The organism is Pseudomonas sp. NPDC079367 (assembly GCF_044542195.1).
Taxonomy (GTDB): Bacteria; Pseudomonadota; Gammaproteobacteria; order Pseudomonadales; family Pseudomonadaceae; genus Aquipseudomonas.
In genome coordinates, this window is sequence record NZ_JBITTW010000019.1 from 55,195 (window position 1) to 78,263 (window position 23,069).

A 23,069-nucleotide genomic window follows, 5' to 3' on the forward strand; every position below is an offset into this window, starting at 1 on the left:
GGTCAAAAAAACGGCCGCGCAGTGTATGTCAGTGCGCGGCAGATTCGAAGGCCGGTCATCTGCTATTTCGCATCCCGGTTGCCTTGAAACCTCGCGGTTCGCCCCAAACTTGCTGGCATGGGCCGGCAGATACATCGGCGGTCAACAGAACCGCCGTCCACTGCCGATAAACTTCTGCGGCGCCACCCGGTCACAACCATGAGATCGGTCAACCCGGCACGCGCCAATCGGGCGCACGCTGGTCTCGGCGCGAAATCGATAACGGATGGTGATCCTTCAATGGACTTCAAAGACTATTACAAGATACTCGGCGTGGAGCCGACAGCCGACGACAAGGCCATCAAGGCGGCCTATCGCAAGCTGGCGCGCAAATACCACCCCGATGTCAGCAAGGAAAAAGACGCCGAGGCCAAGTTCAAGGACGCCTCGGAAGCCTATGAAGCACTGAAAAGTGCCGACAAGCGCGCCGAATACGACGAACTGCGCCGTTACGGCCAGCACGGTCAGCCGTTCCAGGGCCCACCGGGCTGGCAAAGCCGTGGCGGTTTCGGCGGCGGTGCCGACACGGGCGACTTCTCGGACTTCTTCAGTTCGATCTTCGGCAATCGCGGCCCCGGTTTCGGTGGCGCCGAGAGCCGCCAATCACGCGGACGCCGAGGGCAAGACGTGGAAATGGAACTGCCGGTCTTCCTCGAAGAAACCCTGTCGAACGAATCGAAGAAAGTCACCTTCCAGGTGCCGCAATACAACGCGCACGGCCAGCACGTGAGCAACACCAGCAAGAGCCTGAACGTAAAAATTCCGGCCGGGGTGACCGATGGCGAGCGGATTCGCCTCAAGGGCCAGGGCGCACCGGGTATCGGCGGCGGAGCGAATGGCGATCTGTATCTGACCATTCGTTTTGCGCCGCACCCGAAATTCGATGTTGAAGGCGAAAACCTGATCATCACCTTGCCACTGGCACCCTGGGAACTGGCGCTGGGCGCTGAAGTGGCCGTGCCGACCCTGACCGGCAAGATCAACCTCAAGGTGCCGGCCGGCAGCCAGAACGGCCAGCGCATGCGCGCCAAGGGCCATGGCCTGCTGAACAAGGCCGGTGAGCGCGGTTATCTGTTCGTGCAGCTCAAGGCCGTGATGCCTAAAGCGTCCGACGATGAGGTCAAGGCGTTGTGGCAGGAACTGGCGAAAAAAGCCGCGTTCAACCCGCGAGAGAACTTCTGAACCCGACGAAGGAGTAGCCCGACATGAGCAGCCCCCTGATCGTTCAACTGGACCTGGCAGAATTCTGTGAGGCGGCCGATTTGCCGGACGTCTACGTGATCGAGATCGTCGAGCACGGCATCCTCGAACCTCAGGGCGGGCAGCCGCGCGATTGGCGCTTCACGGATTATGAACTCGCCCTGGCCAAACGCGCCGCCAAGCTGCGGCGCGAGCTGGAGCTGGAATGGGAAGGCGTCGCCCTGGCGCTGGACCTGCTCGAAGAAGTCCATGAACTGCGCGCGGAAAACCGTATGTTGCGCCAGCGTCTGGGGCGCTTGCTGGTCGAGTAGCGTCGCCATTCACGGTTATTGTTTGCACATGTTTCTCTGGTTTGAACCGGCTGAGCGGTCTGCTAGTTTGCGCTGAGGATCGGCAATGGACGCCGATTGACGTAGCGCCACTCTCACCGTGGCGCTGCGCAGTTCTTACAAGGAAATGTACACATGCCAGTCAAACCCAAACCACCAACGCCAGGCACGCCCCGTGTCGATGGGCCTCAGCACTCACGTACGCCTGTTGATTCGATCCCTCCCGGACCGGAAACCCCGCGCTTCACGCCCGACCCCGTCAGCCGCAGGATTGCGGGCGATGCGCCTGATTCGGCCGGCAGCACGGTCGACTCTTCGCACACGGCTACGACCCCAAGGGTGCAAGTGCATGCATCGACGTCCGCTTCCGCCCAAGCCGCCAGCGCCGACGTCCCCGCCCTGCAGCAGTACCTGATTCATCCGTCGGTCGTCTTGCCTGATGCCGATGCGCACGGCATTCGTACGTTCAAGGGCCGACACTATGCCGATGTTCAGGGTGGCGGCACGGTGTTGCTTGCCGTCGATGCGCAAACCGGGTTGCATAGGGCCCGGCTGGCAAGCGAAATGCAACCTTCGGGGCCGGTGTTGGCTCACGATCCAGCGAGCAACCATTGGTATCCTTTGCAGGATTTTGCAGTTTCCGCACCCCAGACGGTCATGCCGCGCAAGAGTCGCCGCTCACCTCGACGCAGCGACGATGAGTTCGAAATGGCCCTGGAGGAGCTGCCGCGCAATGACGACGGCGCGTCGGAGCAGTTCTATCTGGCCTCCGAATCGATGCCGATCAAACCGTACACGGCACACGAGCTGAACCTGATGCGCAGCGAAACGCGCTACTCATTCCTCGGTAATCAGCTCGGCACATACAACCGCGCCAACAATGGCAAATACCCGCTACGTGACGTTGCCGGCAGGCCCATCCGCATTCGGAAACTGCAGACCAAGGTGCGCTTCGAAAACGGTGACCAGTTCACCTCCGAACAGATCAAGCCCTACATCAAGCACGAAGGTTATGAGGATGTGGCGATGCTCTACGAAGAGAAGCTGCAATGGCGGGTGTTTACCGAAGCCGATGTACAAGTCCCCGGCGAAAAGGCCTTGATCGGCCAGTCGATGGTGGTGGCCAACCGGCGCATTGCCAAAGGCGAGACAATCGGCGTTTACGCAGGTGTCATCACACCTGCGAGGTTCGTGCATCCCCATGAACAGACCTTCAGCATGCTCGCCGGGGTGCGCTTGCAATATGGTCCGGGGCGAATGCTGCCCGACCCGCTGGCCATACTGGGCGACAACATCATTTCCCGAATCAACTCCAATTTCGAATACAACGAGGCCGGCAAGCCGATTCGCCAGGCACCGGGTGGCTATAACGTGGAAACCGTGCCTTTCGATATCGAGGCGCAGCAATGGGTAGGCGATAAACAGGTGACCCGCGACTTTATCCTCAACACGGTGTTCGCGTCGCAGGATATCCCGGCAGGCACCGAGCTGCGCCTGGATTACAACTACAGCGAACAGCAGATGTCATGGGCGTTTCCTGATTGATCAGGCAGCGCTGCCGGAGACGGACATGAGCGTCTGTAACCGGCAGCGCAACGGCCGTCAGAAAAGGAAGTAGCGCTGCGCCATCGGCAGGGTTTCCGCCGGCTCGCACCACAGCAATACACCGTCGGCCTTGACCTGATAGGTCTGCGGGTCGACGTCGATGTTCGGCAGATAATCGTTGTGGATCAGGTCGGTTTTCTGCACGTCACGGCAGCCTTTGACCACGGCGATCTTCTTCTTCAATCCCAGCGCTTCCGCCAACCCGGCCTCCTGCGCCGCCTGACTGATAAAGGTCAGGCTGGTGGCATGCAGCGAGCCGCCGTAACTGGCGAACATCGGACGGTAATGCACTGGCTGCGGGGTGGGAATCGAGGCGTTGGCGTCACCCATCAGGCTCGCGGCAATCGCCCCACCCTTGAGAATCAGCGTCGGCTTCACGCCAAAAAACGCCGGGCGCCAGAGCACCAGATCGGCCCACTTGCCGACTTCGATCGAGCCGACTTCATGGCTGATGCCATGGGTAATCGCCGGGTTGATCGTGTACTTGGCGATGTAACGCTTGGCGCGGAAGTTGTCGTTGCCCTCACCGTCCTGGGGCAGTGGGCCGCGCTGTTTTTTCATCTTGTCGGCGGTCTGCCAGGTGCGTGTGATGACTTCACCGACGCGGCCCATGGCCTGACTGTCGGAGCTGATCATCGAGAACGCGCCGAGGTCGTGGAGGATGTCTTCGGCGGCAATCGTTTCCCGGCGAATGCGGCTTTCGGCGAAGGCGACATCTTCGGCAATGCTCGGGTCGAGGTGGTGGCAGACCATCAGCATGTCGAGGTGTTCGTCGATGGTGTTGCGGGTGAACGGCCGGGTCGGGTTGGTCGAGCTTGGCAGCACGTTGGGGAAACCGCAGGCCTTGATGATATCGGGCGCGTGGCCGCCGCCGGCACCTTCAGTGTGATAGGTGTGAATGGTGCGGCCCTTGAATGCGCCGAGGGTGGTTTCGACGAAACCGGATTCGTTGAGGGTGTCGGTGTGGATCGCCACCTGCACGTCGTACTGATCGGCAACGTTGAGGCAGTTGTCGATGCTCGCCGGAGTGGTGCCCCAGTCCTCGTGCAGTTTGAGGCCGATGGCACCGGCCTTGACCTGTTCGATCAACGGCTCCGGCAGGCTGGCGTTGCCTTTGCCGGTGAGGCCGATGTTCATCGGGAAGGCATCGGCGGCCTGGAGCATGCGCGCCAGATGCCACGGGCCGGAGGTACAGGTGGTGGCGTTGGTGCCGGTAGCGGGACCGGTGCCGCCGCCGATCATGGTGGTGATGCCGCTCATCAACGCTTCTTCGATCTGCTGCGGGCAGATGAAGTGGATGTGGGTGTCGATGCCGCCAGCGGTGAGGATCATGCCTTCGCCGGCAATCACTTCGGTGCCGGCGCCGATGGCGATGGTCACGTTGGGCTGCACGTCAGGGTTGCCGGCCTTGCCGATCGCGGCGATGCGCCCGTCCTTGAGGCCGACGTCGGCCTTGACGATGCCCCAGTGGTCGATGATCAGCGCGTTGGTGATCAGCGTGTCGACCACTTCAGCGGCGAGCAACTGGCTTTGGCCCTGGCCGTCGCGGATGACTTTGCCGCCACCGAACTTCACTTCCTCGCCGTAGGTGGTGAAGTCCTTTTCGACCTCGATCCACAGCTCGGTGTCGGCCAGGCGCACCTTGTCGCCGACGGTGGGGCCGAACATGTCGGCGTAGGCGCTTCTAGAAATCTTCATGTGCTTGCCTTGGGATTCAATTTGATCGTTCCCACGCTCTGCGTGGGAATGCCGCCATGGACGCTCTGCGTCCGCCTTTTGTGACGCGGAGCGTCACGGGATGCATTCCCACGCGGAGCGTGGGAACGATCAGTCAGTCGAGATCACCCATGATGCGTCCGGCAAAGCCGAACACCCGGCGATGCCCGGCGTAATCGACCAGCTCGACTTCGCGGCTCTGGCCCGGCTCGAAGCGCACAGCGGTGCCGGCGGGAATGTTCAGACGCATGCCGCGACTGGCCGCGCGATCAAAAGTCAGCGCGTCGTTGGTTTCGAAAAAATGGAAGTGCGAACCGACCTGGATCGGCCGGTCGCCGCTGTTGGCGACCTTCAGGTTCACGGTGCGACGGCCGACGTTGAGTTCGATGTCGCCGGGCTGGATCTGGTATTGACCAGGAATCATCGCTGGGCTCCTTGCAGGACTTTGTAATAGAGAGCGGTCGGGCGGTAGATGCCGTTCGGGTCGCAGGCGTAATCGGGAATTTCGCCGACGCGCACGTAGCCCAGCGCCTTGTAGAAATCTTCCGCCGGCGAGCCGGCCTCGGTGTCGAGATAGAGCATGCCGCGCTTGTGCTTGGGCGCTTCGAGTTCCAGCGCCTGCATCAGTTGCTGGCCGAGACCACGGCGGCGCGCGTGTTCGCGCACCAGCAGTTTCTGCACTTCGGCGCGGTTCAGACCATTGGCCTTCTGGCACAGGCCCAGTTGCACGCTGGCCAGTACCTGCTCGTCCTTCACCACCACCCAGAGCAGCGTGCTGCCCTTGTTGATGTTGTCCTGCACCTCATCGAAATACGCGCGCGCCTGGGCGGCATCGAGGTCGGCCATGAAGCCGACGCTGGCGCCGTAACCGACGGCGTCGAGCAGCAGATCGATCAGGCCCTGGCGATAGTGGGCAAAGCTCTCAGCATTGACGCGGCGCAACTGGGCGGCGTTCATCGACATCACTCCTTGTGGGCGTCCGGTGGCTGTGCGCCGGGGTTGAGGGCCAACTGCATGAAGGTCAGATCGAGCCAGCGGCCGAACTTGGTGCCCACTTGCGGCATCTGCCCGGTGATGCTGAAACCGGCGCGCTGGTGCAGGCGGATTGAAGCCGCGTTGCCGCTTTCGATGGCGGCGACCATGACGTGCTTGCCGCTGGTGCGGGCGCGGTCGATCAACGCGCTCATCAGTTGCGGGCCGAGGCCGTTGCCACGCTGATCGCTGCGCACGTACACCGAGTGTTCGACGGTGTGACGGAAGCCGTCGAACGGCCGCCAGTCGCCGAACGAGGCATAACCCAGCACTGCGTTTTCACGGTCGACAATCACCAGAATCGGGTACGCCTGCAACTGACGTGCGTCGAACCATGCCTGGCGATTGCCGAGGTCAACCGCTTGTTCGTTCCAGATCGCCGTGGTGTTGAGCACGGCGTCGTTGTAGATGTCGCGGATCGCCGGCAGGTCGGCCCGGCTCGCATCGCGAATGCTGTAAGTCATGGCGCGGCCTCAGACGATCGGCTGGTGAACGGTGACCAGTTTGGTGCCGTCGGGGAACGTCGCCTCGACCTGGATCTCCGGGATCATTTCCGGGATGCCTTCCATCACTTGTTCGCGGCTGAGCAGGGTGGTGCCGTAATGCATTAGCTCGGCCACGGTCTGGCCGTCGCGGGCGCCTTCGAGCAGCGCGGCGGAGATGTAGGCCATGGCCTCTGGGTAGTTGAGTTTCACGCCACGGGCCAGCCGCCGCTCGGCGACGAGGCCGGCGGTGAAGATCAGCAGCTTGTCTTTTTCGCGTGGGGTCAGGTCCATGGTTGGAATCCAATATCGGCAGTTAAGAATGATCAGGTCGATCGCGATCTGTAGGAGCTGCCGAAGGCTGCGATCTTTTGATCTTGCTGTTAAAGATCAAGATCAAAAGATCGCAGCCTCGTTTCACTCGTCAGCTCCTACAGGGCAATGCATTTCAGGTGTTCCAGATTCGGGGGGGCATGGCTTCGCGGCCCAGCAGCGCAGGCCTTAGCAGTCGCCATAAATCAATCAGCCAGGCGCGGGCGAGTAACGCTTCACCGGCCAGACACCGTGCCACCAGCAACCCCGGCAACTGCGTCAAGTCTCCACGCACTTCGTGCCCCAGCGAGCGGCAGCGCTCCAGCAACTCGGCGTCTATCTCACCGGTCACCAGCATCGTCGCAAACACCGGTTGCCCATCCAGGCCGATCGGCGAATCGAGTAAACCGTCCGCACCGACAATGCGCTGCCGTTCATGCCAGAGCAACCGACCATCGCGGCGAATATCCAGGTGCGCCTGAAAATGCCCGAGGTCAAAGCGCTCGCCACTGGCCGGCCTGCCCAGCGCCACGACATCCCAGTAGAACAGCCGCGCATCGCCTTCAAGGTCAATGGTTGTGCTCAGTTCAGCCTGCGCGGCGCTGTAGACGATGGTTTCCTGCGGCAGCCATTCCAGCGTCGCCCCGGCGGCTACCTGCAGATCGAGTTGCTGAAAAGCCGGGCCACCGGCGCGATACCACTTGGCGGCGCCGGGGCTGGTGATCTGCGCCCAGGCGTTGGCTTCGACGCGGGCGCTGATGTCGAGGCGATCACCGCCGGCAATCCCGCCCGGCGGATGGACGATGATGTGCTGACAGACCTCCGGGCCTTCGGCGTACAGGTGCTTTTGCACGCGCAATGGGCCGAGGTGCCGGCGCAGGGTCGGCCGTGTGCAATCGCCGAAGCGCGCGTAGGCCAGCTCCAGCTCGGCGTGCCAGCTCGGGGTAAACAGGGCAGGTGAGGCAAGTGAATTCATGGTGTGTGATTATCGTTAGGAAGCTACAGATTAGACCGGCGCGTTAGATCGTGACCAGCCCGCGAACACCTTCGGCCTCCATATTTTCACCGCGACCCTGCTGGACGATCTCGCCCCGCGACATCACCAGGTATTGATCGGCCAGCTCGGCGGCGAAATCGTAGAACTGCTCGACCAGCAGAATCGCCATGTCACCGCGCGCCGCGAGCTGCTTGATCACCGCGCCGATTTCCTTGATCACCGACGGTTGAATGCCTTCGGTCGGCTCATCAAGAATCAGCAGGCGCGGGCGGCTGGCCAATGCCCGGCCGATCGCCAGTTGCTGTTGCTGACCACCGGACAGATCGCCGCCACGGCGCTGCTTCATTTGTAGCAGCACCGGGAACAATTCGTAGATGAAACCCGGAACTTCTTTGGCTTCTGAGCCTGGAAAGCGCGACAGGCCCATCAGCAGATTTTCTTCCACCGTCAGACGCCCGAAGATCTCGCGGCCTTGCGGCACATAAGCAATCCCGGCATGCACGCGCTGGTGCGGCTTGAGCGTGGTGATCGGTTTGCCTTCCCAGTTCACCGCGCCTTCCTTGGCCGGCAGCAGGCCCATCAGGCATTTGAGCAGGGTGGTCTTGCCGACGCCGTTACGGCCGAGCAGGCAGGTCACTTCGCCGACCTTCACGTCAAAGCTCAGGCCGCGCAGGATGTGGCTACCGCCGTAGTACTGGTGCAGTTTGTCGACTTGCAGCATGTTCAACTCTCCCCAAATCTCCCTGTGGGAGCGGGCTTGCTCGCGAATGCGGTGGATCAGTCGCCATCAACGTTGAATGACACTGCGCATTCGCGAGCAAGCCCGCTCCCACATTCGAAATGTGTTTGCAATTCAGCGGCCGAGGTAGACCTCGATCACCCGCTCGTTTTCCTGCACCTGTTCCAGCGAGCCCTCGGCCAAAACGCTGCCCTGATGCAATACGGTGACGTGGTCGGCAATCGAGCCGACAAAGCCCATGTCATGCTCGACCACCATCAGCGAATGCTTGCCCGCCAGCGATTTGAACAGCTCGGCGGTGAACTCGGTTTCGGCATCGGTCATGCCCGCCACCGGTTCGTCGAGCAAGAGCAGTTGGGGGTCCTGCATCAGCAACATGCCGATCTCCAGGAACTGCTTCTGCCCGTGGGACAACAGGCCGGCCTGGCGATTGACCGAGGGGGTCAGGCGAATCGTCTCCAGCACTGCGCTGATGCGATCCTTCTGCTCGCCGCTCAAGCGCGCACGCAAACTGGCCCACACCGACTTGTCGGTTTTCTGCGCCAGCTCCAGGTTCTCGAACACGCTCAAGGCTTCGAATACCGTCGGTTTCTGAAACTTGCGGCCGATCCCGGACTGGGCAATCTGCACTTCGCTCATCTGCGTCAAATCCAGCGTTTCGCCGAACCACGCCTTGCCGTGGCTCGGCCGGGTCTTGCCGGTGATCACGTCCATCAACGTGGTCTTGCCCGCGCCGTTGGGGCCGATGATGCAGCGCAATTCGCCGACGCCGATGTACAGGTTGAGATTGTTCAGCGCACGGAAGCCGTCGAAGCTGACGCTGATGTCTTCCAGGGTCAGGATCGTGCCGTGGCGCGTATCGAGGCCGGGGCCGACGCGCTGGCCGAGGCCGATCGAGTCGCGGCTGGTGCCTTCGTCCTTGTTCGGTTCCACGGGGAAAAACGCAGGTTCCAGCATGAATTCAGCACTCGCTGTGACTCTCATTGTTCACCTCGTTTTTTCAGCAGACCGATCACGCCTTTGGGCAGGTACAGCGTCACGACGATGAACAGCGCGCCGAGGAAGAACAGCCAGTACTCCGGGAACGCCACGGTGAACCAGCTCTTCATGCCGTTGACCACGCCGGCGCCGAGCAGCGGCCCGATCAGCGTGCCGCGCCCGCCGAGAGCGACCCACACCGCCGCTTCGATCGAGTTGGTCGGCGACATCTCGCTCGGGTTGATGATGCCCACCTGCGGCACATACAACGCGCCGGCCAGACCGCACAACACCGCGCTCAACACCCACACGAACAGCTTGAAACCACGCGGGTCGTAGCCGCAGAACATCAAGCGGTTTTCCGCATCGCGCAGCGCTGTCAGCACACGGCCGAACTTGCTTTGCGCCAGACGCCAGCCGATGAACAGACTCGCCACCAGCAGCAACACCGTGGCCAGAAACAGCACCGCACGAGTGCCCGGTTCGGTGATGCCGAAGCCGAGAATCGTGCGGAAATTGGTGAAGCCGTTGTTGCCACCAAACCCGGTCTCGTTGCGGAAGAACAACAGCATGCCGGCGAAGGTCAGGGCCTGGGTCATGATCGAGAAATACACACCCTTGATCCGCGAGCGAAAGGCGAAGAAACCGAACACCAGCGCCAGCAGACCCGGCGCCAGCACCACCAGACACATGGCCCAGAGGAAGCTGCTGGTGCCGGTCCAGTACCACGGCAATTCGCTCCACGACAGGAAGGTCATGAACGCCGGCAAGCCATCGCCCGCAGCCTGACGCATCAGGTACATGCCCATTGCATAGCCGCCGAGGGCGAAGAACAGACCGTGGCCCAGCGACAGCAACCCGGCGTAACCCCAGACCAGATCCAGCGCCAGGGCGACGATGGCGTAGCAGAGGATTTTGCCGACCAGCGTCAGGGTGTACGCCGAGACCGACAGGGTATTTTCCGCCGGCAACAACGACAGCAGTGGCAGGGCGACCAGCAGGGCGAGAACCACCGCGCCGACCGCGAGCGTGGTTTTCGGCCCGGCCTTTTGTGTGGCCGTGACTAACAGAGGCTGGTTCATCAGTCGATCACCCGTCCTTTCAGTGCGAAGAGGCCTTGCGGACGTTTCTGAATGAACAGAATGATCAGCGCGAGGATCAGGATCTTGCCGAGCACCGCACCGATCTGCGGTTCGAGAATCTTGTTGGCGATGCCTAAGCCAAACGCTGCGAACACGCTCCCGGCGAGTTGGCCGACGCCGCCGAGCACCACCACCAGGAACGAGTCGATGATGTAGCTCTGGCCAAGGTCGGGACCGACGTTGCCGATCTGGCTGAGCGCTACGCCACCCAATCCGGCGATGCCCGAACCGAGGCCGAACGCGAGCATGTCGACGCGCCCGGTCGGCACGCCGCAGCAAGCGGCCATGTTGCGGTTCTGGGTGACGGCGCGCACGTTCAGGCCGAGGCGGGTCTTGTTCAGCAGCAGCCAGGTCAGCACCACCACGAACAATGCGAACGCGATGATCACGATGCGGTTGTACGGCAGCACCAGATTCGGCAGCACTTGAACACCGCCGGACAGCCACGCCGGGTTGGCCACTTCAACGTTCTGCGCACCGAACACCAGACGCACCAGTTGGATGAGCATCAGGCTGATGCCCCAGGTCGCGAGCAGGGTTTCCAGCGGCCGGCCGTAGAGGTGGCGGATCACCGTGCGCTCCAGGGCCATGCCGATGGCGGCAGTGACGAAAAACGCCACCGGCAGCGCAATCAGCGGATAGAACTCGATCGCTTGCGGTGCGTAGCGCTGGAACATCAACTGCACCACGTAGGTCGAGTAGGCACCGAGCATCAGCATCTCGCCGTGGGCCATATTGATCACCCCGAGCAGGCCGAAGGTGATTGCCAGACCGAGCGCCGCCAGCAGCAGAATCGAACCGAGGGACATGCCGCTGAAGGCCTGGCCGAGGACTTCGCCGATCAGCAGTTTGCGTTTGACCTGAGCGAGGCTGGTTTCAGCGGCGGTGCGCACGCCGGCATCGCTTTCTACTTCCGGTTCGAGCAGGCCTTCGAGGCGTGTGCGCGCCAGCGGGTCGCCGGTTTCACCGAGCAGGCGCACGGCGGCAAGACGCACGGCTGGATCGGCGTCGACCAGTTGCAGATTGGCCAGCGCCAGGCTCAGGGCGGCGTGGACGGTTTCATCTTTCTCGCCAGCGAGTTGCTGGTCGAGGAATTTCAGCTGCGCGGGTTTCGCGCTTTTCTGCAATTGCTGCGCGGCGCTCAGACGGATTTTGGCGTCGGCGGCGAGCAATTGATGGCTGGCCATCGCGGTGTCGATCAGACCCCGCAGGCGGTTGTTCAGGCGCAAGGTTTTGGGTTGGCCATCGATGCTCAGCTCGCCTTGCTGCAAGGCGCCGAGCAATTCGATGCGCGCCGGATCCGGCTGCGCGGCCCAGGCTTCCAGCAGTTTGGCCTGTTGCATCGCATTGGCCGCGACGAAGTCTTCGGCGTCGCCGGCGTGGGCCAGGATTGGCAGCAACAGTGCGATGGCACAGATAAATCGGTAAAGGGCAGTGGGCATGGTCAGTCGCCTTGACGCGGACATTGTGGGAGCGGGCTTGCTCGCGAAAGCAATGTGTCAGTCGACTGACATGTCGAATGTGAGTCCGCCTTCGCGAGCAAGCCCGCTCCCACAGGGGGATAGTGTCGGCCTCACGCCAGGCGCAAGACTGACATCCGGTTACTCAGTTGCTCTTCACCGCATAATCGGGCTTCTTGTCGTTGCCCTGAATGAACGGGCTCCACGGTTGCGCGCGGATCGGGCCTTCGGTTTGCCACACGACGTTGAACTGCCCGTCGCTCTGGATTTCGCCAATCATCACTGGCTTGTGCAGGTGATGGTTGGTCTTGTCCATGGTCAACGTATAACCGGACGGCGCTGCAAAGGTCTGCCCGGCCAGCGCTTCGCGGACCTTGTCGACGTCGGTGGATTTGGCTTTCTCGACCGCCTGCGCCCACATGTGGATGCCGACGTAGGTGGCTTCCATCGGGTCGTTGGTCACCGCTTTATCAGCGCCCGGCAGGTTGTGTTTCTTCGCGTAGGCTTTCCAGTCAGCGACAAATTTCTTGTTCGCAGGGTTTTCAACCGACTCGAAATAGTTCCACGCCGCAAGGTTGCCCACCAGCGGCTTGGTGTCGATGCCGCGCAGCTCTTCTTCACCGACCGAGAACGCTACAACCGGCACGTCGGTGGCCTTCAGACCCTGGTTGGCCAGCTCTTTATAGAACGGCACGTTGGAGTCGCCGTTGACGGTCGAAATGACCGCAGTCTTGCCGCCGGCGGAGAATTTTTTGATGTTGGCGACGATGGTTTGATAGTCGCTGTGACCGAACGGCGTGTAGACCTCTTCGATGTCCTTGTCGGCCACACCTTTGGAATGCAGGAACGCGCGCAGGATCTTGTTGGTGGTGCGCGGGTAGACGTAGTCGGTACCGAGCAGGAAGTAGCGCTTGGCGCTGCCGCCTTCTTCGCTCATCAGATATTCCACCGCCGGAATCGCCTGCTGGTTCGGCGCTGCGCCGGTGTAGAAGACGTTCGGCGACATCTCTTCGCCTTCGTATTGCACCGGGTAGAACAGCAGGCCATTGAGTTCTTCGAACACCGGCAGCACCGATTTGCGCGACACCGACGTCCAGCAGCCGAACACCACGGCGACCTTGTCCTGAGTCAGCAACTGCCGACCCTTCTCGGCGAACAGCGGCCAGTTCGACGCCGGGTCGACCACCACCGGCTCGAGCATCTTGCCGTTCACACCGCCCTTGGCGTTGATCTCGTCGATGGTCATCAGGGCCATGTCTTTGAGCGACGTTTCGGAGATCGCCATGGTCCCGGACAACGAATGCAGAATCCCGACCTTGATGGTCTCGGCCGCCTGGACAGTCCAGGTCATGCCCATCGCGGCGATGGATGCCGTGAGTGTGAAAGCCTTGATCAAACTGCGACGCTTCATTGTGCGATCTCCATGAACATTCGATTTTTTTTGATTGGCAGATGCGGACGACTGAAGGTGTTTTGCAAGGGCTGTGCCCGGTCGCGATCAGGCAGGAAAATGTCGTGTCAGAGCGGTCGCGGGCTGAACGCGTGCACCACGAGGGGACGGGTTGCGGGCGATGGTGCGCCGAGGTGCGCCAGATTGGGGCGTGGTGGGCGTCCGGATGCGGACACTCATGTACCGCCATTCGCAGGTACTGCGAGCACAGACTCATTCGATCGTTATCCCGATTTTCCAACAGGATATTTTATGAGTGATGTGTCAGGCCGGTCTGGCCGTACGGCGAGTCCCGCTAAAAAACGACTTTTAACCCTCAGTACCGCTTTTCTCACCCAAGAGGACGCCGCTTATTGGGTTCACAGCCGGATCCCGCTCGGCTCGGACAGGGAGCACGGCAGTGTGATTCTGCTGCGCCCGGACGGAAAGTTCGTGGCGACGGCGCCCGTGCCTGGCGGCGTCAGCAGTTTCGACCTGAGCACCATCGTCGAACTCGACGCATCGGGTTCGTTGGTGCCGCCCAAGGGTTACACGTTCGCTGCGAACATTCATAACCATCCGCCTCGTCACGATGTCTTTCGCAAACTCTATCCGGACCTGTCGCGACCCATTCACGCCCGACCGGTCTGGCGGCATGGGATGCCAAACAGTTGTTTCGAGTGGATGCCAAAAAACAATCGCAACTGCCACAAGGCTATCAGCTGGAGGGTTTTGACTTTTACTCCCGGCCAGATCCTGTGACGTTCCCGCCAGTTCAACCGTGGCGCTATGCAAACTTTTCACTCCGCAGGAACTTGCCGTGGCTATCGAAGCCCATCGTCGCAACAAACATTTTGGCGCGATCGGGCCGTTTTGTGGTCACCGAACCATTGGAGGGCGGCATCGTCGCGCTCAGCCGTGGAACGGTTTTCCCGAGCGACAATGAGGGCCGTCCCGTATTGCCTGATGACTGTTCAGTGCACGCGCACTATGTTTCTCACGAGGCGTTGTCACAACTTGATCCCTCCGTGGTCGAGCGCGGGAATTCAGAGTCTTGATCGCAGGTTACTACTGGCGCCAGTCGGGACGAATGGGCAGCGCATGGCGAACCCGCCGCCAGCGATCTCCGAGCCCGGCTACGGTCAAGTGGCGTGACGATTTGTAATCCAGCAAAACAACTGGCGCGGGCGATTGAAGCCGCCCGCGCCAATCCCCTCAGCGAGGTAGCTCTGCGGTGTTACGGGCGACTCTCGGCAGCACGAACCGATCAAGCAACCACACCACTACCAGCGATGCACCCACCAGTGGGAATATCACTGCCAGCACCAGCATGATCGCCACGCCGGTTTTCCACTTCGGCAGGTCATGGCGCAGCGGCGGTACGCCGAATTTGCCTTCGGGCCGACGCTTCCACCAGATCACCACGCCACTGACGGCGCTGAGCAGGATCATCAGGCAGATCAGCAGCACGACGATCTGGTTGAAGGTGCCGAACATCTTGCCTTCGTGCAGCATCACGCCGATTTCCGTGGCGCGTGCGACGCCGCCGTAGTGTTCGAAGCGCACATCGGCGAGGACTTTGCCGGTGTACTGATCGACGTGCAGGGTGGCGTCGTTGCGCGGGTCGTCGGCGGACACGGCGATGGTGAATACACCGGTGGCGGTGGTCGGCAGGGTTATGCTGTAGCCCGGTTCGACTTGCCGCTCGCTGGCGATGTTCTGCACATCCTGCAAGGTGATGGCGGGTGCAGCGGGGCCAGCGTGGGCGTTGCCGTGGGCCATGTGTTCGGCGTGGTCGCCGGACATTGGCATCGGCGTGTTTTCCATCGCCCATGGCACGGTCTGGCGGGTGGCGCTGTTGAGGCTGCGTGCCTGGACGTCGGAAGTCGGCACGTTGTCCCACATCGCGGCTGGGAACACGTTCCATACCGCCGCGTATTGTTTGCCCCAGAAACCGGTCCAGGTCATCCCGCTCAGCAGCATCACCAGCAGCAACGTCGCGCCCCAGAAGCCGGTGACCGCATGCAGGTCACGCCACAGCACACGGCCGCGCGCATTCAGCCGCGGCCACAAAATGCCGGCCGCCTGCCCGCGTGGCCACCACAGGAACAACCCCGACACCACCAGCACCACGCCCCAGCCAGCAGCCATTTCGATCAGCCGATCGCCGACGGTGCCGATCATCAATTCGCCGTGAATGGCGCGGGCGATGGCTTGCAGATTCTGCTTGGCATCCTGCTCGCCGAGGATGTCGCCATGGTACGGATCGACGAACACGTTGAGTTCGTGGCCAGCGTCTTTTACCACGAATTGTGCGCTGCGCTCGGCATTCACCGGCGGCAGGTACTGGGTGACCTGGCCTTGCGGGTACGCGGTTTTCACCCGTTGCAGCAGGTCATCGGCCGGCACCGTGTGATGGCCGGCAGGTACCTCAAGCAGGCTGCTGTACATCAGCGCATCGAGCTGCGGTTTGAACAGATAGATGATCCCGGTCAGGGCCAGCATCACCATGAACGGGGCGACGAACAGACCGGCGTAAAAATGCCAACGCCAGGCCAGGTTGTAGAAATTCGGTTGAGTCTTTTGCATCACGTGTGCTCCGCTGAGCGAATCATTTTTCAAGATCAAAAGATCGCAGCCTTCGCCAGCGCCTCCAGGTCGTACGCAATCCCATGTAGGAGCTGGCGCAGCCTGCGATTTTTTGACTTTTCTTGTCAGAAACTCATATCCACTTTGGTCCAGAGCGTGCGCCCCGGTTCATTAATTGCCTGTGGGTCATTGACCGGGTAACCGAACCCGGCGTTGCCGGCCAGGTTCAAGTGCTCGGCGTAGGCTTTGCCAAACAGGTTGTCGACGCCGCTGCTGACCTTCCAGTGCTTGTTGATCCGGTACGCGCCGTTGAGCGAAAACACACCGAAGCCCGAACTCTGGTCGTAATCCTTGCCGACCACGTTGCCCTTGTTCGCGTCGATACGGTGTTGGGCGGCGACTACGCGCCACAAGGCGCCGGCGCTCCAGTCGTCCTGGCTGTAGGTCAGGGCGAAATGCGCATCCAGCGGCGGCATTTGCGGCAGGGCCTTGCCGTCGCTGCTGTTCTTGCCCCAGGCGTACGCCAGGGTCGCATCGGCTTTCCAGTTGTCGGTGAGCTTGTAGGCCGCACCGAACTCGCCACCCATGATCCGCGCGTCGATGTTCTCGGCGCGCGAGGTGTTCATGCCCATCATTGCTGGCGTGTAGTCGAAGAGGATGTAATCGCGCACCACGCCGACATAGCCCGAAGCCCAGGCCTCGAGGTCGGCGCTTTCGTAATTCGCGCCGAAATCCAGCTGAGTGGTTTTTTCCGGCTTGATCGAATCGAAGGCGTTGACCGAACCCGCCGGGCCGGCGTTCGGCGAAAACAGTTCCCAGTAATCCGGGAAGCGCTGCGCATGGCCGAGGGCTGCATAGAGCGTGGTCGGGCTGTCGGCGAGGTCATGCTCGTAACGGATGAAGCCGCTGGGCAATGTGTCGGCGCGGGTGGCGTCGGCGGTCGGGTTGGGCCGCGACATCATCCCTGACCCGGTGGTTTGCCGATAATCCCTGGCCGAGGCGCGATCCACCCGTGCGCCAGTGATCAAGCGATCACGCTCGGCGGCGTACCAGGTCATTTCGCTGAACACGCCGTAATTGTGGAAATCGGCATCCTTGCTGTACGGCAGATCCTTGTAAGTATCGACACCCATCGCACTGCGCTGGCGGTGCTCATCGGTTTGCGCGTCGAGGCCGGTGATCAGCTGGATCTCGGCCCAACGCCAGGTCGCCTTGATCCGCGCGCCGAGGGTGCGGCGGTCGACATTCGACGCCATTGGCCCCGCCATCATGCCGGTGCCGGATGGCGTGCGCAGGGTGTAGTTGTCCATCACATGGTCGGCGTAGTTGTAGTAGACCTGCGCCTCGAGTTTTTCCAGCACCTCGCTGATATCGGATTTTTCCAGACGCAGGCCAAGGCTTTCACGCAGAAACTGCGAGCCGTCCATGCCGCGCCCGGCATAACGCGCCTCGCCATCACCCTTGCCGGCGGTGAGTTCGATCAGGGTGTCGGCGTCCGGCGTCCAGCCCAGCGCGATGTCACCGTTCCACTTGTCGTAGCGCGAGGCGACGATGTCATTGTTGCCGTCGCGATAATCGTCGGAATGCGCGGTGTTGCCGATCACCCGCACGTAACCCGACGGACCGCCGGCAGCGGCGTCGACCACCTTGTCGAAGCGGCCGTGGGAGCCGGCCAGAATGCTCGCGTTAACACGCGTGCCGAGTTCGCCGAAGCTTTCCGGCTCGCGGTCGAACAGCACCGTGCCCGCCGATGCACCCGGGCCCCAGAGCACGGTTTGCGGGCCTTTGATCACCGTGAGCTGATCGTAGGTTTGCGGGGAAATGTACGAGGTCGGCGCATCCATCCGCCCGGGGCAGGCGCCGAGCATCATGCTGCCGTTGGTGAGGATATTCAGGCGCGAGCCGAACATCCCACGCAGCACCGGATCGCCGTTGGTGCCGCCATTGCGCACCAGCGCGAAGCCGGGAATGGTCTTCAGATAATCGCCACCGTCACTGGCCGGCACTGGCTGGCGCGGGTCTTTAGGATTGGTGACGATAGTCAGCGGCGAAATTGGAGCGATGGCAGTGATTACCGTCGGGCTCAGTTGATTTTCTTGGCCTGCGTGCTCGTCGGCCAGCGCCAGCGGTGTCAGCAGTACGCCGCAAAAGATGGCAATAGCGTGCCTGCAACGAATCCGCGATTCATTCGGGGCAAAGTGCGCGCGGGCAGATTCCGCGCAGGGGACAGCAGTAAACCTGGACATGACAATTTCCATCGAACAGTCGTAAACACCACGGCCGGCAGCCTGGAGCTGTCTTCTCAACCGTGTGCAATCAGAGGTGCTTGTTTACGTGGCGATGGGCGGGGCGCGGGTGCGGGCCCCGGGGAAGAATGGACGGCGGGCATGGCCCAAACGCGGGGAGAGCGGGGTGAAGGTGTTGGGTGGCGGGATGTTGAAGGCGACGAAATCGCCGCTGCCGGTCAGCGCCGGGCAATTGAACAGCAGGTTGCAATAACCGCACTTTTCCCACAGCGCATGGTGCGAGGATTGCGGTGGGCATTGTTCGGCGGACGGCTTGGCGTCATGGCTGCCGTGATCCATGCCAGGCATGCCCATCGACATGTCCATGCTCATCGGCATCGACGTCGAGGCGTGCTGATCCATCGGCATCGACTGAGAGATCAGTGGGCCGATGAAGATCATCAACATGGCGAACAGGGCGATCCAGCTGCCGCAGGTCAGGTGTTCAGTCTGACTGCGTTGCCGGAAGGGCCTGCTGCTCGGCGAGCGCATGGGCGAGGTCTGCCGGATGGCTTACTGAGCGTGAGCGTGCGTCTGCGTGGTTTTCGGCGGTTTTTTCTGCACGGCGACTTCGACGGTGACGTCGCCAGCCTTTTCGAAGTGCAGGGTCATCGGGAAGCGTTTGCCATCGCTGAGCAGGCTCCGATCGTTCGGATTGAGCAACATGACGTGGTAGGCCATCGGCGCGAAGGTCACGTTGCCACCCGCCGGAATCGCCACGCTCGGCACTTGCTGCATCTTCATCAGATCGCCCTGCATCACGTGCTCGTGCAGCTGCGCTTCAGAGGCGATGGGCGAGTCGACGCTGAGCAGGCGATCGTCGGTCTTGCCGGTGTTGTGAATGATGAAATAAGCGGCGACGGTCGGCGCATTCGGCGGTAGCTCCTGTGACCACGGATGGGCGATTTCCAACGTACCGGCCTTGTATTCGTGGGCATGGGCAAAGCACGCCGGCAGCAGCAGCGCAGCGACGACGATGAGTTTGTTCAACATGGCAGTTCTCCAGAACGATTTGAAACGCGGGTTATTGCGCGAACAAATCAGACCAGAGGCGAGGCACGGGGATTGAGACTTGGCCATTGCTGGCGCGGTGTTGGTGTTTGCAGTGAGGCGGGCGTGACGCTGCGATTGCTCTCAAAGCGCGCGAAATACAACTGCGGCGAATGCCCCGGCAGCGCCACCAGCGGCGCCGAGCCCGAGCAACACCAGCAATGCTGCATGTTCGAATGGCTGTCGTTTTGCGGGGCCTTTTGATCGCTGGCGCCAATGTCGATCGCCACCATCTTCATGCCGCTGCCGGTGCAAAAACTGCTCCAGAGCAATTGCTCGGCCGGCGAACTGGCCGCTTGCGCCATCGCCCCGCTCATCGGCATGGCGAGCATGTTGAACAGCACTGCAAAGCAGGCGATCCAGGCAAATGCTAGCCGGTGTCGGTTCATGGGACAGATCCGTTGGAGTGGGCGATCAGGCGCGGGCTATTTAGCCTGATCAGGGCCGATAAGTAAAAAAGCGTCGTGCGGTGTGGTGTCGCAGTGCGCAGTTGGAAAGAGTGTAGCCAACAGGATTTGCAGCGCCAGATCTGACGCCTTCGCGGGCAAGCCCGCTCCCACAGGTTTGTGGCTGCGTACAGATATCAGCTACACCCCGCGTCCCTGTGGAAGCGGGCTTGCCCGCGAAGGTATTCCTGAATTTTCCTGGCTTCAGGTTGGGCTGAGGTTCGAGAGGGCAGAGAGGACTTCAGACACCGAGCCAAACTCCCGATCAACCCCCGGCAACTCCGGTCGCTGCAACACCAGCACCGGTACGCCGCGCTCACGCGCCACTTCCAGCTTCGGCTCGGTGGCGGAGCTGCCGCTGTTCTTGCTGATCAGCACGTCGATCTGCCGGCGCTCGAACAGCGCTCGTTCATCCTCGAGCAGAAAGGGGCCGCGTGCGCCGATCACTTCGCAGCGCGCGTTGCCGGGATAGATGTCGAGGGCGCGCAGGGTCCAGAACTGGTTCTCAGGAATTTCATGCAGATGCTGCAGCGGTTCGCGGCCAAGCGTGAACAGCGGCCGGCGGAAGGGTTTGAGCGCGCTGATCAGCGTGGCCCAGTCGCCCACTTCGCGCCAGTCATCGCCGGGCTGTGGCTGCCACGCCGGGCGGCGCAAGGCCCAGCAGGGAATACCGGTCAGTTGCGCGGCAGTCGCGGCGTTCTGGCTGATTTGCGCGGCATACGGATGCGTAGCGTCGAGCAGCAGATCGATGCCTTGGTCATGAATGAATTGCGCCAGACCTTCAGCGCCACCGTAACCACCGACGCGTACCTGACAGCTCAGATCTGTCGGCACCCGGCCAACCCCGGCGAGGCTGTAAATATGTTGCGGCCCCAGCGTGCGGGCGATCGCCAGCGCTTCAGTCACGCCACCGAGCAGCAGAATCCGCTTCATGCAAAACCTCCGGCATGTCCGACAATGCCGCCTTGACGATCGATCGCAAACACCTCGACCTGCACCTGCGCCGGAACCACGCTGCGCGCAAAACTCAGCGCATGCCGGCAAACTTCGTCACCGAGCGCAATCCCTGCCGCAGCCGCCATGGCCAGCGCCTGTTGACTGGTGTTGGCCGCGCGAATGCCTTGCTGCAACGTGGTGTCTGCGCCGATCGCCGCCGCCCAGTCGGCCAGTTGCGGCAAGTCGATGCTCGAATGCCGCGAATGCAGGTCCATGTGGCCGGCGGCGAGTTTGCTGATCTTGCCGAAACCGCCGCACAGGCTGAGTTTATCCACAGGTACTTTGCGCAGATGCTTGAGCACCGCACCGACGAAGTCGCCCATTTCGATCAGGGCGATTTCCGGCAGGTTGTAGACCCGGCGCATGGTGTCTTCGCTGGCGTTGCCAGTGCACGCGGCGATGTGCAGGTAACCGTTGGTTTTCGCCACGTCGATGCCCTGATGAATCGAAGCGATGTAGGCCGCGCAGGAAAACGGTCGGACGATGCCGCTGGTGCCGAGGATCGACAAACCGCCAAGAATGCCCAAGCGTGGATTCATGGTTTTCAGCGCCAGTTCTGCGCCGCGTTCGACATTCACCGTGACCTCAAACCCGCCGCCATAGCCGGTCTCCGCGGCGAGCAGGCTCAGGTGATCGCTGATCATTTGGCGCGGCACCGGGTTGATCGCCGGTTCGCCCACCGGCAGCACCAGCCCAGGGCGGGTCACGGTGCCGACGCCGGCACCGGCCATGAAGCGCACGCCCGGCTCTGCCAGCAGCCGCACCTGCGAATAAAGCAGAGCGCCGTGGGTCACGTCGGGATCGTCGCCGGCGTCCTTGATCGTGCCGGCTTCGGCGCCGTGCGCATTCAGTCGGCAGAACTCCAGACGCATCTGCACCTGTTTGCCTTTGGGCAAGACAATCTGCACCGCATCGGCCGACGTGCCGCTGAGCAACAGGCGCGCGGCGGCGAGGCTGGTGGCGGTGGCGCAGCTGCCGGTGGTCAGGCCGCTGCGCAAGGGGGCAGGTTGTTCGGCGGTTTCGTCACGCATCGAGGGGTTTGACCAGTTCCAGCAGGGTGATTGGCAAGGCCTGACGCCAAGTGTCGAACTCGCCGAGCGGCTGCGCCTGGGCGACGTGGATACGCGTCAGCTCGCCGCCGTAGCGCTCGCGCCAGTTCATCAGCGTCAGTTCGCTTTGCAGCGTCACCGCGTTGGCGACCAGACGGCCACCGGGTTTGAGCTGTTGCCAGCAGGTTTCGAACACGCCATCGCGGGTCACGCCACCGCCGATGAAAATCGCGTCCGGGCGTTCGAGGCTATCGAGCGCTTGCGGTGCCCTGCCACGGATAAGTTGCAGGCCAGGCACGCCCAGCGCATCGCGGTTGTGTTCGATCAATTGCTGACGACCCTCGTCAGCCTCAACCGCGATGGCGCGGCAACTCGGATGGGCGCGCATCCACTCGATACCGATCGAACCGCTGCCGGCGCCGACGTCCCAGAGCAGTTCGCCGGGCGTCGGCGCGAGGCGGGCGAGGGTAATTGCGCGTACGTCGCGTTTGGTCAGTTGGCCGTCGTGGCGGAACGCCGAGTCGGGCAGCCCGGCCAGACGCGACAGACCGGTAACGCCGGATTCGGCCAGGCACTCGATAGCGATGACATTAAGGTCGGCAACCGCAGTGTCGTCCCATTCACTGGCGCGGCCGGCGATACGCCGTTCGGCGTCGCCACCCAGATGCTCGAGAACGGTCATGCGACTGGCGCCGAAACCACGTTCGCGCAGCAGTTGCGCAACGGCTGCCGGGCTGCTGCGGTCATTGCTCAGCAGCAATAACCGCATGCCGCTGAACAGGTGCGCATTGAGCGCCGCCAGCGGCCGCGCCACCAGCGACACAATCGTCACCTCCTGCAACGGCCAGCCCAAGCGCGCCGCCGCCAGTGCGCACGACGAAGGCGCGGGAATGATCGACATCTCGGCGCTCGGCACTTGACGCGCCAGACTGGCACCGACGCCATAGAACATCGGATCGCCGCTGGCCAGCACGCAGACCGGCACGCCCGGCGACGCCAGCACGGGCGCGAGAGAAAACGGACTCGGCCACAATTGCCGCTCGCCGTTGATGCACGGCGGTAGCAAATCCAGTTGCCGCTGGCCGCCGACGATCCGCGAAGCGCCCATCAGAGCACGCCGGGCGTTCTTGCCCAGGCCCTTGAAGCCGTCCTCACCAATTCCCACGATCGTCAGCCAGGGTGACATCTATATTC

General features: G+C 62.2%; 23 protein-coding genes. 4 read left to right on the forward strand and 19 right to left on the reverse strand.

The window, feature by feature from the left end:
* Positions 1–279: 279 nt before the first annotated feature.
* The 3 genes from ACIGDJ_RS16425 (at position 280) to ACIGDJ_RS16435 (ending at position 3,113) form a co-directional block, all read left to right on the forward strand.
* On the forward strand, positions 280–1,221 hold the full coding sequence (locus ACIGDJ_RS16425) for a DnaJ C-terminal domain-containing protein (RefSeq protein WP_101158349.1): 942 nt from the start codon (positions 280–282) through the stop codon (positions 1,219–1,221).
* A gap of 23 nt (positions 1,222–1,244) precedes the next feature.
* Positions 1,245–1,550, forward strand: coding sequence for a chaperone modulator CbpM (locus ACIGDJ_RS16430; RefSeq protein ID WP_101158348.1), 306 nt, complete (start codon positions 1,245–1,247; stop codon positions 1,548–1,550).
* Between the two features lie 153 nt (positions 1,551–1,703).
* Complete coding sequence (locus ACIGDJ_RS16435; RefSeq protein WP_101158347.1) at positions 1,704–3,113, forward strand: SET domain-containing protein; 1,410 nt, start codon at positions 1,704–1,706, stop codon at positions 3,111–3,113.
* A gap of 57 nt (positions 3,114–3,170) precedes the next feature.
* Here the strand turns inward: ACIGDJ_RS16435 and ureC are convergent, their stop codons facing one another.
* The 11 genes from ureC to urtA all read right to left on the reverse strand — a co-directional run bounded on the left by ureC (position 3,171) and on the right by urtA (position 13,442).
* Positions 3,171–4,871, reverse strand: a complete 1,701-nt coding sequence (ureC, locus tag ACIGDJ_RS16440; RefSeq protein ID WP_397479224.1) for an urease subunit alpha — start codon at positions 4,869–4,871, stop codon at positions 3,171–3,173.
* Positions 4,872–5,004: 133 nt separating this feature from the next.
* Positions 5,005–5,313 carry an urease subunit beta gene (locus tag ACIGDJ_RS16445; protein WP_397479223.1) on the reverse strand — a complete coding sequence of 103 codons (309 nt, stop codon included), beginning with the start codon at positions 5,311–5,313 and terminating at the stop codon, positions 5,005–5,007.
* Entirely contained in the window at positions 5,310–5,846 is a 537-nt protein-coding gene (locus tag ACIGDJ_RS16450) for a GNAT family N-acetyltransferase (RefSeq protein ID WP_101158344.1), read from the reverse strand. The genes ACIGDJ_RS16445 and ACIGDJ_RS16450 overlap by 4 nt, the downstream gene beginning before the upstream one ends.
* Positions 5,847–5,851: 5 nt before the next feature.
* Entirely contained in the window at positions 5,852–6,385 is a 534-nt protein-coding gene (locus tag ACIGDJ_RS16455; RefSeq protein WP_397479222.1) for a GNAT family N-acetyltransferase, read from the reverse strand.
* A 9-nt stretch (positions 6,386–6,394) separates the two neighbouring features.
* Positions 6,395–6,697, reverse strand: a complete 303-nt coding sequence (ureA, locus tag ACIGDJ_RS16460) for an urease subunit gamma (protein WP_003221215.1) — start codon at positions 6,695–6,697, stop codon at positions 6,395–6,397.
* Between the two features lie 154 nt (positions 6,698–6,851).
* Entirely contained in the window at positions 6,852–7,691 is an 840-nt protein-coding gene (locus ACIGDJ_RS16465) for an urease accessory protein UreD (RefSeq protein ID WP_101158342.1), read from the reverse strand.
* Positions 7,692–7,734: 43 nt separating this feature from the next.
* Positions 7,735–8,433 carry an urea ABC transporter ATP-binding subunit UrtE gene (gene urtE / locus ACIGDJ_RS16470; protein WP_397479221.1) on the reverse strand — a complete coding sequence of 233 codons (699 nt, stop codon included), beginning with the start codon at positions 8,431–8,433 and terminating at the stop codon, positions 7,735–7,737.
* A gap of 132 nt (positions 8,434–8,565) precedes the next feature.
* Positions 8,566–9,435: an urea ABC transporter ATP-binding protein UrtD gene (gene urtD, locus ACIGDJ_RS16475; RefSeq protein WP_397479220.1), complete on the reverse strand. Its 870-nt coding sequence runs from the start codon at positions 9,433–9,435 to the stop codon at positions 8,566–8,568.
* The gene (gene urtC / locus ACIGDJ_RS16480) at positions 9,432–10,511 is read right to left on the reverse strand and encodes an urea ABC transporter permease subunit UrtC (RefSeq protein ID WP_397479219.1); all 1,080 of its coding nucleotides are present in this window, start codon (positions 10,509–10,511) and stop codon (positions 9,432–9,434) included. Before urtC ends, urtD begins: the two co-directional genes overlap by 4 nt.
* Complete coding sequence (urtB, locus tag ACIGDJ_RS16485) at positions 10,511–12,013, reverse strand: urea ABC transporter permease subunit UrtB (RefSeq protein ID WP_397479218.1); 1,503 nt, start codon at positions 12,011–12,013, stop codon at positions 10,511–10,513. Before urtB ends, urtC begins: the two co-directional genes overlap by 1 nt.
* Before the next feature lie 163 nt (positions 12,014–12,176).
* Complete coding sequence (urtA, locus tag ACIGDJ_RS16490; protein ID WP_056787644.1) at positions 12,177–13,442, reverse strand: urea ABC transporter substrate-binding protein; 1,266 nt, start codon at positions 13,440–13,442, stop codon at positions 12,177–12,179.
* Positions 13,443–13,733: 291 nt separating this feature from the next.
* On the opposite strand from urtA, the gene ACIGDJ_RS16495 reads away from it, so the two are divergent.
* Positions 13,734–14,222, forward strand: coding sequence for a hypothetical protein (locus ACIGDJ_RS16495; RefSeq protein ID WP_397479217.1), 489 nt, complete (start codon positions 13,734–13,736; stop codon positions 14,220–14,222).
* 453 nt (positions 14,223–14,675) lie between these two features.
* On the opposite strand, the gene ACIGDJ_RS16500 is transcribed toward ACIGDJ_RS16495, so the two are convergent.
* From ACIGDJ_RS16500 to cbiE, 8 genes are all read right to left on the reverse strand, one after another.
* Entirely contained in the window at positions 14,676–16,049 is a 1,374-nt protein-coding gene (locus ACIGDJ_RS16500; RefSeq protein ID WP_397479216.1) for a PepSY-associated TM helix domain-containing protein, read from the reverse strand.
* A 125-nt stretch (positions 16,050–16,174) separates the two neighbouring features.
* Entirely contained in the window at positions 16,175–18,295 is a 2,121-nt protein-coding gene (locus ACIGDJ_RS16505; RefSeq protein ID WP_397479215.1) for a TonB-dependent copper receptor, read from the reverse strand.
* Positions 18,296–18,379: 84 nt separating this feature from the next.
* Positions 18,380–18,826 (reverse strand): DUF2946 domain-containing protein, encoded by a 447-nt coding sequence (locus tag ACIGDJ_RS16510; protein ID WP_397479214.1) that lies wholly within the window; start codon positions 18,824–18,826, stop codon positions 18,380–18,382.
* 21 nt (positions 18,827–18,847) lie between these two features.
* Complete coding sequence (locus tag ACIGDJ_RS16515) at positions 18,848–19,327, reverse strand: copper chaperone PCu(A)C (RefSeq protein ID WP_397479213.1); 480 nt, start codon at positions 19,325–19,327, stop codon at positions 18,848–18,850.
* A 47-nt stretch (positions 19,328–19,374) separates the two neighbouring features.
* Positions 19,375–19,773 (reverse strand): DUF2946 domain-containing protein, encoded by a 399-nt coding sequence (locus ACIGDJ_RS16520; RefSeq protein ID WP_101158331.1) that lies wholly within the window; start codon positions 19,771–19,773, stop codon positions 19,375–19,377.
* 261 nt (positions 19,774–20,034) lie between these two features.
* The gene (locus tag ACIGDJ_RS16525; protein ID WP_397479212.1) at positions 20,035–20,763 is read right to left on the reverse strand and encodes a cobalt-precorrin-6A reductase; all 729 of its coding nucleotides are present in this window, start codon (positions 20,761–20,763) and stop codon (positions 20,035–20,037) included.
* A complete protein-coding gene (locus ACIGDJ_RS16530; RefSeq protein ID WP_101158329.1) occupies positions 20,760–21,857 on the reverse strand; it encodes a cobalt-precorrin-5B (C(1))-methyltransferase in 1,098 nt (365 codons plus the stop codon). Before ACIGDJ_RS16530 ends, ACIGDJ_RS16525 begins: the two co-directional genes overlap by 4 nt.
* Entirely contained in the window at positions 21,850–23,061 is a 1,212-nt protein-coding gene (cbiE, locus tag ACIGDJ_RS16535; RefSeq protein WP_397479211.1) for a precorrin-6y C5,15-methyltransferase (decarboxylating) subunit CbiE, read from the reverse strand. Before cbiE ends, ACIGDJ_RS16530 begins: the two co-directional genes overlap by 8 nt.
* Positions 23,062–23,069: the final 8 nt, after the last annotated feature.